This window comes from Micromonospora sp. NPDC002717, from assembly GCF_040295705.1.
In the GTDB taxonomy this organism is placed as follows: Bacteria; Actinomycetota; Actinomycetes; order Mycobacteriales; family Micromonosporaceae; genus Micromonospora.
On the sequence record NZ_JBEOVW010000008.1, the window covers coordinates 270,657 to 283,309 of the forward strand.

15 protein-coding genes are annotated in these 12,653 nt (G+C 71.0%); 5 read left to right on the forward strand and 10 right to left on the reverse strand.

Features of this window, described 5'->3' with window-relative positions; translation table 11 throughout:
• Positions 1–55: 55 nt before the first annotated feature.
• From ABT006_RS15070 to ABT006_RS15090, 5 genes are all read right to left on the reverse strand, one after another.
• Entirely contained in the window at positions 56–688 is a 633-nt protein-coding gene (locus tag ABT006_RS15070) for a CG0192-related protein (RefSeq protein WP_350706623.1), read from the reverse strand.
• A gap of 336 nt (positions 689–1,024) precedes the next feature.
• Entirely contained in the window at positions 1,025–1,498 is a 474-nt protein-coding gene (locus ABT006_RS15075) for a molybdenum cofactor biosysynthesis protein (protein ID WP_350706625.1), read from the reverse strand.
• A 49-nt stretch (positions 1,499–1,547) separates the two neighbouring features.
• Positions 1,548–1,670, reverse strand: coding sequence for a hypothetical protein (locus ABT006_RS15080; RefSeq protein WP_350706627.1), 123 nt, complete (start codon positions 1,668–1,670; stop codon positions 1,548–1,550).
• A 61-nt stretch (positions 1,671–1,731) separates the two neighbouring features.
• A complete protein-coding gene (locus tag ABT006_RS15085; protein ID WP_350706629.1) occupies positions 1,732–2,208 on the reverse strand; it encodes a macro domain-containing protein in 477 nt (158 codons plus the stop codon).
• Between the two features lie 62 nt (positions 2,209–2,270).
• Entirely contained in the window at positions 2,271–2,957 is a 687-nt protein-coding gene (locus ABT006_RS15090) for a M23 family metallopeptidase (protein ID WP_502890956.1), read from the reverse strand.
• Positions 2,958–3,123: 166 nt separating this feature from the next.
• On the opposite strand from ABT006_RS15090, the gene ABT006_RS15095 reads away from it, so the two are divergent.
• On the forward strand, positions 3,124–3,651 hold the full coding sequence (locus ABT006_RS15095) for a dihydrofolate reductase family protein (protein ID WP_350706633.1): 528 nt from the start codon (positions 3,124–3,126) through the stop codon (positions 3,649–3,651).
• 145 nt (positions 3,652–3,796) lie between these two features.
• Entirely contained in the window at positions 3,797–4,456 is a 660-nt protein-coding gene (locus ABT006_RS15100) for an HNH endonuclease family protein (protein ID WP_350706635.1), read from the forward strand.
• A 97-nt stretch (positions 4,457–4,553) separates the two neighbouring features.
• Here ABT006_RS15100 and ABT006_RS15105 read toward each other — a convergent pair whose 3' ends face one another.
• Complete coding sequence (locus ABT006_RS15105; RefSeq protein ID WP_350706637.1) at positions 4,554–6,800, reverse strand: ATP-binding protein; 2,247 nt, start codon at positions 6,798–6,800, stop codon at positions 4,554–4,556.
• A 163-nt stretch (positions 6,801–6,963) separates the two neighbouring features.
• Here ABT006_RS15105 and ABT006_RS15110 point away from each other — a divergent pair, with 163 nt between their 5' ends.
• Positions 6,964–7,419 carry a carboxymuconolactone decarboxylase family protein gene (locus ABT006_RS15110; protein WP_350706638.1) on the forward strand — a complete coding sequence of 152 codons (456 nt, stop codon included), beginning with the start codon at positions 6,964–6,966 and terminating at the stop codon, positions 7,417–7,419.
• Positions 7,420–7,543: 124 nt separating this feature from the next.
• Entirely contained in the window at positions 7,544–8,002 is a 459-nt protein-coding gene (locus tag ABT006_RS15115; protein WP_350706640.1) for an iron chaperone, read from the forward strand.
• A gap of 80 nt (positions 8,003–8,082) precedes the next feature.
• Here the strand turns inward: ABT006_RS15115 and ABT006_RS15120 are convergent, their stop codons facing one another.
• The 4 genes from ABT006_RS15120 to ABT006_RS15135 form a co-directional block, all read right to left on the reverse strand.
• On the reverse strand, positions 8,083–9,393 hold the full coding sequence (locus ABT006_RS15120; RefSeq protein WP_350706642.1) for a low temperature requirement protein A: 1,311 nt from the start codon (positions 9,391–9,393) through the stop codon (positions 8,083–8,085).
• A 273-nt stretch (positions 9,394–9,666) separates the two neighbouring features.
• A complete protein-coding gene (locus tag ABT006_RS15125; RefSeq protein WP_350706644.1) occupies positions 9,667–9,840 on the reverse strand; it encodes a hypothetical protein in 174 nt (57 codons plus the stop codon).
• Positions 9,837–10,055 (reverse strand): flavin reductase, encoded by a 219-nt coding sequence (locus ABT006_RS15130; protein WP_350706646.1) that lies wholly within the window; start codon positions 10,053–10,055, stop codon positions 9,837–9,839. Before ABT006_RS15130 ends, ABT006_RS15125 begins: the two co-directional genes overlap by 4 nt.
• Positions 10,056–10,389: 334 nt before the next feature.
• Positions 10,390–11,601 (reverse strand): helix-turn-helix domain-containing protein, encoded by a 1,212-nt coding sequence (locus tag ABT006_RS15135; protein WP_350706648.1) that lies wholly within the window; start codon positions 11,599–11,601, stop codon positions 10,390–10,392.
• Positions 11,602–11,868: 267 nt separating this feature from the next.
• Between ABT006_RS15135 and ABT006_RS15140 the strand changes: the two genes are divergently transcribed.
• Complete coding sequence (locus ABT006_RS15140) at positions 11,869–12,132, forward strand: hypothetical protein (protein ID WP_350706649.1); 264 nt, start codon at positions 11,869–11,871, stop codon at positions 12,130–12,132.
• Positions 12,133–12,653 lie beyond the last annotated feature (521 nt).

Sequence of the window (12,653 nt, forward strand, 5' to 3'; positions counted from 1 at the left end):
GACGCCCGACGGGCTCGGCGGCGGGCGCCGGGGCCGGTGGGTGCGCCGGCGGGCGTCAGCGCGGCCGGGCGTACGCCAACGGCAGCGCAGTCGGCTGGCCCGCCCAGGCGCCGGTCAGCGTGGCGCCCTCGGGCCGGCTCCCGCCGTCGAGGCGGCGCACGACGACCAGGTCGACGGCATCCGTGACGATGAGCGTCGGGTCGTCCGGCACCACCTGACGCAGCGCGCCCACCGTCGGGACGTCGGCACCGGGAGTGCCGCCACCGGTGATGGTCATGCTGGGCTCACGGCGTTCCAGCCGGCCGTCGATCTCGATGAACTCCTCCGCCTGACCGGCGCCGGCGAGCACGGCGCCCGCCAGCGCCGCGGCGTAGACGGGGTCGCCGCAGGCGTCGTACACCCAGCGGCGGCCGAGCACCGAGTGCTCCGTGGTGCCGACCAGCCACTCGTCGCCGCCGTCCAGCGGAGCGCCCCGGTACGTGAGCGGGACCTGGTGGACCGGCCCGTCCCCGGCCCGGACGAGCATCGTCTCGATGCCGACCTCGCCGGCCGGATCGTCGAACCGGTAGGCCGCCACGCGGACCACGTCGGCGTCGTCGGGCCCCTGGTACCACGGCCGGCCGGGCAGCCACGCCGCCAGGAGTTCCAGTTTCGACGGGTGCAGTTCCGCCCGGTGCAGCAGCGCCATACGCCGAATCGTAGAGGCTTCCTCGCGATCCTCGCTCACCGCCGCCGGGACGTCTCCGCTCCCCGGGACGTCTCCGCTCCCCGGGGCGTCTCCGCTCCCCGGGACCTCTCCGCTCCGGGCCGACCAGCGAGACAGCGGCCGGACCGCCCACCCGCCTCCGGGTGACACCCGCCCTGCTGGCGGCCGACGCCGCCCAGCCGGGTGCGGGGTGTGCCCGCGGCGTGCTGTCGAGCTGCCCCGTCCACGAGACCGGACCTCTGCGCCGCCCGGCCGACAAGCGCCGGGGCCGCAGCCACCAGGGCCGCAGCCACCAGAGTCAAAGCCGCCGGGGCCCGGCTACCCCTCGACCGTGACGTCGACCGGGCCGACGCGCAGGACACCGTCGTTCAGGGGCGTGCAGCGGACGCCGCCCCGGCCGCGCAGCGCCTTCCACGCGCCGGGCCCGACGGTGACGTCCATCCAGGCGCAGGGGTGCGCCGGCCGGTTGACCCGCAGGCTGACCGGGCCCTTTCCCGAGTCCAGGGTCAACACCGACCCGACCAGCTCGTCCACGGCGATGCCGGCGGTGAGGACGTTCCGCCGGACCTGCACCAGGTCGACACCGGGCGGCAACGACTCCTGCGCGATCACGGTGACGCTCGCCTCCCGGTGCGCCGGCTTGCCGAAGTACCGGTCACCGACGATGCCCAGGCCCGCCCGGACCCGGACCTCCTCGACCAGCTCGCCGGGCGGCGCCGGCGCCGGGCCGTCCGCGGGCCGGCCCACGTAGCGGTGCACCGGCGAGGCCAGCAACTGCACGATCCGCGGCATGACCGGAGTCTACGAAGCGGTCACCGAGCGCGAACCCCCGTTGGCCGGGTCAGGACCCGAGGGCGGCCGGCACGCCGCCGGGCACTCCCCTGATGGCCTTCACCGTCAGCCCGGTCCGCCGGGCCGGTTCCCCGATCGAGTGGAACGCCTCACCGTCAATGCCCCAACCCACGCGCCTCCCCCTACGGGAGACGCAAGCCACCCGTTCGCCGGCAGCCGTCCCGGCGGGGCCGTCACCCGTGGTCGTACACCGTCACGGCGATGTCGCGCGCGCAGAGGGTGCGCTCGATGACGGGTTCCATCCGGTTCCAGGTGCCGCCGGCGAGCCCGCAACCGATCCGGGGCACGTGCACCGACGCCCCCAACGCCTGCGCCTGGTCGGCGAGCGACGCCAGGCAGCGTTCGACGGCGTCGTAGCGGATGGGCGGGCCGCCACTGCCGGTCCTGATGCCGCGCTGGCCGACCATGTTCGCCACCCACACGTCCGGCGTGACCCGCACCAGGCGGGTCGCGCCGAGGGCGAAGTCGTTGCCCGCGCGGTGCCGGTGCCAGTCGCGGTAGTCGCGTTCGGGCTGGGGCCAGCGACGGGAGATCGCCACCACGAAGCCCCTGCCCCAGCCGCCGAGGTCGTTGCAGATGTGCGCGATCACCTTCGGGCCCTTGGCCTGGGGGCTGGTCGCGTCACCCTTGATGATCCTCAACGGCGTCACGCCGGCCAGCATGCCAGCCGCGTACGACGCTCCGGCAGCGAATTACCGCACCGGCACAGCCGCTACCGTTGCCCGGGGGCGCAGTTGTTGCTCGTACGCCTGACGGTGTATTCGGTGTCGTCGTGGGTGATGCCGGAGGGCGCGCCGTCGAAGTGGCTCTCGACCTTTTCCCAGCCCCGGCGTTGCTCGTAGTGCAGGTGCGGCGCGCCCGAGTTGCCGGTGCTGCCGATCCGCCCGATCTGCTCGCCCTGGGCGACCCGCTGACCGGCCCCCACCAGGGGCGGTTCGAGCAGGTGCAGGTACTGCGTCTCCCACCTGCCGCCGTGGTCGATCTTCACCCAGTAACCGCCGCCGCGACCGCGCGGGCCGCTCGGGTTGTCGGGGGTGCGACCGCCCAGCGACCCGTTAATCCCGGCCACGGTGACCGTGCCGGCATAGGACGCGAGCACCGGTCGCCCCCACGCCTCGCCCTCGGTCGGGAACAGGTCGACGTCGTAGTCGTCGTGGCCGGGGTAGGTGCCGAGCTGCCAGGTCTCGCCGCAGGCGACGGGGAGCTGGAAGAGCGGGCGCGGACCGGGCGGCCGCAGCAACGGCACGACGACCACGGCGAGGACGACGACGACGGCGACGACGGCAGCGACCGCGCCGAGCAGGATGGCCCTGCGGGCGGTACGGCTCCGGACGCGGCGGCGGCTGCCCTTGCGGCTGCGGGGACTGGTCGGGTGGCCGGTGGTCACCGTCCAGAGCATGGCAGACGCCGGCAAGGCGTCGGCGCCGAGCCCGGCCGCGTCAGCGGGGCCGGTAGTGAGGGGCTTGACCTGACGGAGGACGAGGCCGGTGTCCCCGCCCTCGGCGTGGCGGCGACTCTTCCGGCCGCCGGCCGGCTATTCAGTGACCACTGCGAAAGGAGCCCTCATGGCCAAACTGCTGTACTCGGCGACGGCGTCGCTCGACGGCTACATCGCCGGCCCGGGCGGCGACATGTCCTGGCTGACCGCGCACCTTGCCGGCGAGAACCCGACGGCGGAGCGCCTGCTGGCCGACGTCGGCGCGATCCTGGCCGGCAACCGCACCTTCGGCGGCGACGACCCGAACCGCGGCACCGACAGCGAGGGCGCGTTCGGCGGCCGGTACCACGGGCCGGTGTTCGTGCTCACCCACCGGCCGCCGGCCGCACCACACCCGGGTGTCACGTTCGTCGGTGACCTGCACAGCGCCGTCGCGCAGGCCAAGAAGGCCGCCGGCGACAAGTACGTGAACATCCTCGGCGCGAACGTCGCCCAGCAGTGCATCGAGGCCGGGCTGCTCGACGAGGTCCTGATGTTCTTCGCCCCGGTGCTGCTCGGCGACGGGGTACGCATGTTCGACCACCCCGGCGGCACCGAGGTGCGGTTGGCGCCGATTCCCGGCGAGACCGCGCACTGGTACAGCGTCGTCTACTGAGCGGTGTGTGGCCCCTACAGCCACGCGTCGTGTCCCTGCATCGGGCAACGGTCACCGGATGTTCACGGATATCGATCTGGACGATCACTTTCAACTCTGTCTATATGGGTACGGCAACCACCTGCTCTCACCCGGACGGAGCATCATGACCCGCACCCTGCGCGCAACGGCCGTCAGCCTCGCCGCGATCCTGGCCGCCACCCTCGGCCTCGCCCAGCCTGCCTGGGCCGCCAGCTACTCCGCCTCCCTCACCACCGCCGTCGCCGATCTCCCCGTCGCCACCGAGGTACGCACCGGCTACAGCCGCGACCTGTTCCGCCACTGGATCGACGCCGACGGGGACGGCTGCCACACCCGCAACGAGGTCCTCATCGCCGAGGCCACCACCAGGCCGAGCATCAGCGGCACCTGCACCCTGTCCGGTGGCCGCTGGTACTCCTACTACGACGACGCCTACTGGACCCTCACCAGCGACCTCGACATCGACCACATGGTCGCGCTCGCCGAAGCCTGGGACTCCGGAGCCCGCAACTGGACGAGCAGCCGCCGCCAGGCCTTCGCCAACGACCTGGGCGACAGCCGGTCCCTGGTCGCCGTCACCGACAACGTCAACCAGGCCAAGGGGGACCAGGACCCGGCCACCTGGATGCCGCCCTACGCCTCCGCCCGCTGCCGCTACATCAACGAGTGGGTCGCGGTGAAGATCCGCTGGCGGCTCACCGTCGACAGCGCCGAGAAGAGCGCCCTGACCGACTGGGCCGACAACTGCCCCAACGTCACCATCTCCGTCACCTACGCCTGGTGACAGCGCGCCCCACCCGGCCGGTCCGCCTTCCTCCGGGCCGGCCGGCCGGACGCCACCGCGCGTCGCCGGCCGTTGGCGTACGGACGGTGGCGATGACTCAGCGTGCGGCGCGCACGATCTCCCGCGCCGCACGGGCGCGCTTCTCGTCGTACGGCCGGCCCAGGGCACGCGCGAACTCGACGGTCCGGTCCAGCAGCGCCAGCGCCTCGTCGTAGCGACCCGCCGCGCGGCACGTCTCGGCGTAGGTGTGCAGGAAGTCGATCTCCAGCTGCACCTCGGCCAGCGGCTCCAGCAGCTCGAAGGCCCGCCGGTGGTGTTCGAGCGCCTTCTCGGGTGAACCCATGACCCGCAGCGCGACACCGAGATAGTTGTGGCACCACGCCTGGTTGTGCTGAAGATTGTTCTGCTCGGAGAGCCGCAACGCGTCGCGCAGCGTGCGCAGCGACTCCGTCGGATCGTCGGGTGCCAGTGCGACACCGAGGGTGACCAGCCCGGTGATCTGTGCGGGCCCGTCCGCCAGGGCGACGGATGCCCGGGCGAGTTCGACGGCTTCACGGTGCCGCCCGAGGTGAAGTGTCACCCATCCGTCGAAGGCCAACGCCTGGGATTGCCCGGCACGGCGCCCGATCTTCTCGAACAGCTCGCGTGCCCGCCGAAAGTGCGCCTGTGCCGCTTCGAGTTCACCGAGATCCCGGCGCACGAGGCCGGTACGCAGCGCCAGGGCGGCCGCGATGTCGTCGTCCGGCCCTGACTGCTCCGCCAGCTCGTAGGCGGAGAGCGCCTCGGTGAGGCGGCCGGCGGCGGCACAGGCGTAGCCGAGGTCCGCGAGCAGCGAAGCCCGCTGCTGGTCGCGGCCGAGACGTGCCGCGGCGGCTGCGGCCGCTTCGAGCAGGCGCGCCTGGTCGTCGGTTCCGCGGTGCCGGAAGAACCACACCCGCATGGCCTGCGGCAGTTCGGCCACCACCTCGTCCACGCCGAGCCGCACGGCGGCGTCGAAGCAGGCCACCAGGTTGACGTACTCGAGGTCGAACCAGGCCATGGCCTTCACCGGATCTCCCGGCGAGGGTTCCTTGCGGTACGGCGAGGGCAGTGTCTGATCGTGGGCGACCGCCTGCGCCAGATAGTGCCTGAGGACCCGACGCAGGGCGGCGTCGGCCTGTGGCTCCTCCTCGGCGGCGATTTCCGCCGCGTACTGCCGGATCAGGTCGTGCATCCGGTACCGCCCGGGCGCAGGCTCCTGGACCAGGTGGGCGTCGACCAACTCCTCCAGCGCCGCGCCGATCCGGGCGGGCGGCATGTCGGTGAGCGCGCCCACCACCGCCGCGTCGAAGTCGGCGCCCGGCAGGACGCCCAGCAGCCGGAACACGCGGCGCTGGACGGCGTCGAGCTGCCGGAGCGACATGCCGAACACGGAGTCGAAGCGGTTGGCGGTGTCGCGCAGCCGCTCGGCCAGCACCGCCACCGTCCAGCCGGGGCGGTGACGAAGCCGGGCGCCCGCCATCCGTAGCGCCAGGGGGAGCCCGCCGCACTGCCGCAGCACCTCGCTGACCGCTTCCTCCTCGACGAGCGCGAGCCCGGCCGCCCGGCCGAACAGGTGCGCCGCGTCGTCGTCGGTCAGTGGCTCCAGGGACACCGGCGGCACCCCGTCCAGGCTGACCAGCCGGTGGCGGCTGGTGACCAGGACCGCGGACTTCCCCGCGCCGGGCAGCAGCGGGCGCACCTGCTCCGCGTCGACCGCGTTGTCGAGCACGACGAGAGCCCGCCGGCGGGACAGCTCCGACCGCCAGAGCGCCGCGCGTTCGGTGACGCCGGTCGGGGGGTGCGTCACGTCCAACGCGCCCAGCAGCCGGCCCAGCGCGGCCTGCGGCTCCAGCGGCTCCTGGCCCGGGGTGAAGCCGTGCAGGTCGAGGTAGAGCCCGCCGTCCGGATAAGCAGGGGCGAGCCGATGGGCCACACGCACGGCCAGGCTGGTCTTGCCCACGCCCGCCATGCCGTCGATCGCAACCGCGCCGGTGGTGTGCAGCAGCTCTTCGACCAGCGCGGACTCCGCTTCCCGGCCGGTGAAGTCGAACAGGTCGGCCGGCAGATCGTTGCGGCGTGGGGCGGGCGCCGCGCCGGCCCTGGCCGCCTCGGCCCACACCGCGCGCAGTGGCCGGGGGTCGCGGCCCACCGCCCGGCACAGCGCCACGACGGCCTCCCACGGCGGCACGAGCTGACCGGTCAGGTACCGCGACAGCGACGAGCTGCTCAGGCCAGCCTGGCGGGCGAGGGCGCGCAGGCTGAGCCCGCTCAACTCCTTGAGCCGGGCGAGCTGAGCCACCAGTCGCTCCTGGGGGCTGGACACGCGCAACACCGTACCGTCCCGGACCACGGACCCGGATCGGCGACGCGTTTGCGCTGCTGGACCACGTTCTACGTGTCCCACGGTGTCCCACGGACCGCGCCGGCCCCGGCGCGCCGATGGTCGGATGACTCCTGTCAGAGACACCCACGACGAAGGAGAAGCGATGTCGACCGAGCGCATGCCGAACCCGGCGGTTCTGATCCCCGAGGCGATGGAGGCCCTGATGGCGGTCAACAGAGCCGTCGCGGGCGCCGGGGTCGACGGCAAGCTGCTGGCGCTGAGCCACCTGCGGGCGAGCCAGATCAACGGCTGCGGCCCGTGTGTGGCCGGGGGCGTCCACCAGGCCCGCCAGCACGGCGCGAGCGCAGACCAGGTGCACGCCGTCGCCGCGTGGCGGGAGACGCCCTGGTTCAGCGACGAGGAGCGCGCCGCGCTGGCCCTGACCGAGGCGGTGACCCGGCTCACCGACCAGCCGGACCCGGTGCCGGACCAGGTATGGGACGTGGCCGCCACGCACTTCGACCAGAAGGAGTTGGCCGCGCTGCTGCTCAACATCGCGATCACCAACGCCTTCAACCGGCTCAACGCGCCGACCCGCCAGCAGGCCGGCACGTGGTGACGTTGTTGCTGATCAAGGCCGAAGAGACCGGCCAACGCTGAACCAACCGGTGGAAGCCGGCCCCGGAGAGGGCTCCACCGACCAGTACCGCCCGAAGCCCACACGGCACAGAGAGGACGTTGTCATGTCGACCACGACGAAGACCACCAGCGCGAACGGCGAGAAGTACGACGGTTTCACCGACGAGGAGCGCGGCGCGATGAAGGAGCGCGCCAAGGAGCTGAAGAGGAGCGCTCGGCGGGGCGCCAAGGCCGACACGGAAAGCGAGGTGCTCGCGAAGATCGCCGAGATGTCGGAGTCCGACCGCGTGATCGCCGAGCGCCTGCACACCCTGATCAAGGCCAACGCGCCCGTCCTCACATCCAAGCTGTGGTACGGGATGCCCGCGTACGCCCGCGACGGCAAGGTGGTCTGCTTCTTCCAGAGCGCGGCGAAGTTCAAGACGCGGTACGCGGTGCTCGGCTTCAGTGACGAGGCGAACCTCGACGAGGGCGCCATGTGGCCGACCTATTTCGCGCTGACCGAACTGACCGCCGACGTCGAGGCCAGGATCGGCACGCTCGTGAGGCAGGCGGTGAGCTGAGAAGCGGGCGCTTCCGACGCGCCGAGGCCGTCGCCGGCACCCGACCCGCACGTCGCCTGTTCCGGTCACAGCGTGCGCGGTCATCGGTGCCGGCGACGCCACGTCGTCTCCTCGGCCTCCAGTTCCCGCTGTTCGGCAAGCCTGGACGTGCGTACGCGCCGACGGAGCTGCCTGGTGCGGATGCTCTGCGCGACGATCAGGGCGGTGGCGACCAGCACCAGGAGGGTCAGTGCGGCGATGGCGGACAGCCGGTCAGCCACCGGAATCAGCGCCGTCAGGAGCAAGATCCTGGCCACCTGGAACCAGTCGGACCGGCGGACGGCGCGGCGCTCGAAGCCCTGCACCGCCAGGAGGTAGAGGATGACTCCGCCGTACAGGACATAGACCTCGGCTCCGCTGAGCGCATCCTCGAAGCTGGGCACCGTGGGCTCGGCGATGTTGGTGAGGACCCGCTTGAGCCCGAGGGCGAACAGAATGATGCCGGCGATCATCGGCAGGTGCAGGTAGGTGTAGGCGTCCCGCGCGAGCGCGGCCCGCGTGCGGCCCCGGGCGCTGTGCAGCATGTGTTCGGCGGCGATGGCGCGGACGTCGAAGTAGACCCACCAGAGCGCCGAGATCAGGACGATGCCGAGCGCGGAGGCGAGAATGATGGGCCAGGTGGGCGGCCATCCCACCGCGAGGTTGGAAGCTGTCCCGAGGGAGATGACCGACTCGCCGAGCGCGATCAGGACGATCTGGGCATGACGTTCCGCCCAGTGCCCGGCCGAGACGATGGTCAGGCCCTCGGTCCGGACCACCGCGCTGACGGTGTACTCGACGGCGATGGCCAGCAGCCACAGGCCGGCCCGGGCGCCGAACTCGGCGGTGCCGGTGAAGAGCCGCTGCGGCACGAGTGCGGCGACGAGCAGCAGCGCCGTGCTGATCAGCGCTGGCGCGACGAGCCCCGACCACCGGCGGCGCAACTGCCGGTCGCCACGCACGGTGTGCCAGAGAGCCAGCACCTGCAGCGCCCGTAGCAGGAAATAGCAGGTGGCGAAGACCAGATCTCCCGGCAGCCCGTGCGGCGCGTCCGAGAAGGCGTCCGGGATCGTCACCGCCAGCACGAAGACGACGATCATGGTCGCGAACCCGACCAGGGGCATGACACCCTGATCGACGCGTACGACGTTGCCCAGCGCGACGAAGGTCGTCCAGGCGAACCAGAGCAGGGCCAGGATCAGAAGGCTCTTCACCAACGCGGTCGGGGTGAGGTATTTGGCGTTCGTCGCCGTCACGTTGAGAAAGGCGAAGACGAAAACCAGGTCGTAGAAGAGTTCCAGCGGGGTCACCTTGCTCCCCGGCGCGGCGGGCTCCAGTCGCCGCGTTCCTGTGCGCTCGCCGTCGCTGCTCACCCTTGCGAGTCTTGCAGCCGGGCCGGGGCCGAGCTGCGGTTATGCCAGGTCGGCACCGCTGCTGTACGACAGCAGAAGGCCCGCCTCCCGTTTCCGGGAAGTGGCCGTCGGCCTGTGTGGGCGTTACTCGGATCGATCCAGCGGTCTCTTCGGTGTCAACTCTCGGCAAGACGGTCGGAGCGGGCTTCATACGAGTTCATCTGACCTGCTGAAGCTCGTCTCGTGCCGGTTCGGCTGGCACGGTTGCTGTACTTCGCTGCTGCACTGCTGGCATCAGACGAGGCGCTGGATGCGCACCTTGGGTTGCTCGTTCCTGAGGTGGCCCTGCTTGTGCTGGCGGACCTGCTCGTCCCAGACCTCCTGGTCGTAGTCCGGGTCGGGCGGGATCCACTTGTGGGAGCCGTCGCTGTAGTGGAACTTCTCGTCGCCGGGTCGCAGGATGCTCATCGGGTCCAGCCGAGGAATCGGTAGTGCAGGTGGCCGGCGGGGGCGTGGGCCAGGTCCTGCGCGGCGTCGACGAGTTGGGCGGCCAGGTAGAGGGCGAGTGACACCGGAGCACGGTCGTACTCGGCCCGCAACTCCCGCCGCCGGGTCTGGCAGGGCCACTCCCCCGCACAGCCGCCGCAGGTCCAGGCCGGCTTGATCGGGTGGTGAGTGGTCATCGCGGGCCGTCCTGGCTGGGCCAGTGGCCGCGGTTGATTGGGATGCGGTGACGGCTCCGACAGGGCAGGTACGCGCCGCACCGGCAGATACGTCGCCAATGCCGCCACGACCAGACGGGCCGATGGCGACGGGCGAGCGTCAGGGCGGCAGCAGAGACGTACTCCTCGTATGACACGCGCCGCATGCGCCCTCCCCCGTCAATTGCGAGGGCAACTCGTCCGCCCCCGAAGGGAAGGACACGGCGGCCAGGTGATCTAGCGCCGCCCGCCGCATCCGTGACGGGGACGCTACGTAGAGTCTCGGGGTGAGATGGGTAAGGTTCCTACCCCCGGATCAGACGACCAGGCCGACCTTCAACGCCAGGTCGCGGGCGTCGTCTCGGGTGGCGCGCGGTCCGTCGAGCAGATCCAGGGTGATCTGTCGGGCGTAGCCGTTGAAGCGGATCGTCTCCGGAGCTGACTCGTACGCCTGCTGAAGTGTCGTCACGGCGGCTTCCTTGTCGTCTTTGCCGTAGTGGGCACGCGCGACCTCGATGAGGTGGCGGGCACGACGCGGCCTGGACGGGATGGCCGCGGCTTCGTGTCGCCGCGCCTGTCGCGCTGCCTCACCGGGCTTGTGCAGCTCGACGGCCACGGTCACCGCGTGGGCGCCCATGATGACCCGTGAAAACGACGTCTGCGGCTGGTAGAAGTCCTGAGGTAGACGCCGCGCCACCTCGTCCGCGCGGTCCCAATACCGCCAGGCGCGTCCCTCCTCGCCAGCGCGAGCGGCAACGTAGGCGGCCTCGAAGTGCAGCGCACCCCAGAGCGCAAGAAGATTCGATTCCGCGTCGGCCATGTACGCCTCTAGAGCTGAGACCATGTCGAGCGTCAACGAGAGGGCGGTGTCCCAGTCCCCGGCATCCCGGTGCACCTGACACAGGAACCACCCGGCGCGAGCCAACGCCTCGGGATCACCGGACTCCTGTGCGGCCACCATCGCCCGGTCGGCTACCCGCCACAGCAGCTCGGCCGCCGGCTGGTAGGCCAGAAACATCTGCGCCAGCCCCAGCGCCTCCGCCAGCAGAGCCTGAGCCTGCCGGTGCTCTACGCCCTCATACGCCAACGCGGCGCGCTGCGCGTCCCGCAGCAGATCCGGCAGCAGTGCACCCAGCACCGTGCGATGATCCGACGACTGGTGCCGTGCCCGCCACGCCGCCGCCAGCCGCTCCCTGATCCGGCTAAGCGACTCAGGCGGCACGTCACCTGGTAGCACAAGACGGTTCACAGCGTCGCGGACAGAGGCCAGTGTGGGATGCTCGGGACCGTTCACGGCGGCCGATCGCTCGCTCAACTCTCCGACCAGAGCGGACACGTCGACCTTGAGCGCGCGGGCAATCCGGTCCAACATGTGCACGCGCGGCGGCAGGATGCGATCGGTCTCCACCGCCTTCACCCACTCCGCGCTACGGCCCACCAACCCACCGAGTACAGCCCGGGTCTTGCCGGACCGCTCGCGGTAGACCTTCAGACGCTGCCCGAAGGTCAGCTCCGGCATCGAGTCCATCCCGAACCTCCTCATAGCGCGGGATGCTGCAACGGCCCGACGGCCGCTGCGCCTACGGTACCGACCAGGCACGTCACTGATAAGAGACGCGGACCCAGCACCGCCAAGCCGCTTCAATCGAGCCAGCAATTCGGTAACGATGGTCAGACGTTGAAGCGGAACGTAGATGGGGCCTCCCGTGACCTGCATCGGCCTGTTCGACAGCTTTGCCGACGTTCACATTGTCTTGTGCCCCATCTGTGCACAGCCGTTTCTTACACTCGGCTTGTGCCGGAACCGCGCTTCGAGATGGTGATCTCCCAGGTTTTCAACGTCACGGGCCGCCCAGTGATCGTGTCCGGGTCTTGTAGTCCGACCGGGCTGCGCCAAGGCGACATGGTGGAGGTGCTGTGTGACGGCAACGTCGTGGCCACAACCCGCGCCTTCGTTGAGCTGCACTCGCGTCCCGGCACCGCGTCCCTCGTACTGCCTGACGTGGCAGGGTCTGACGTGGAGCCAGGCCATGTCCTGCGAGCGGCGGGGGAGCATTGACGTTGGCAGCTACAGCCACGCCGACCTCTTCGGTGTGAACGCGGATGGGCCTCACCGACGGGCGCTGTCGGACACCGTTCTGTGTTGCCGACCATGGCCGCTTTACTGTCTCGTGTCGCCTGCTGCTGGTCGTTGCTGCTGCTTTCGCTGCCTCCTGGCTGCCTCACCTTGCCCACCTGGCCGTCGCAGCCTTCTCAGCAGCCACCAACCCGCCAGCCCCCAACCAAGCGCCACCAGCACCAGCAGGGCCAGGTTTTTTTACCGGGGCGAGGGGTATCCCCTCACCGTAGACAACCCTTCGCGCTCCTGTATCGCGCGCAGGCACGGCCAGGCCGATCCGCATCCGATCAGGCGGAGCATCAAGGACCACACCGCGACGGATGATCCTCTGATCCGTGCTTACAAATGTTCCCCGCCACTCCTGATGACGGCCACCTCGCCCGACAGCATCCACCCGCTCGGGTGTGAATGTCCCCTCCGCGCCGTGTCCCGTCGCCGCCCGCCACGACGGGCCGAATTCG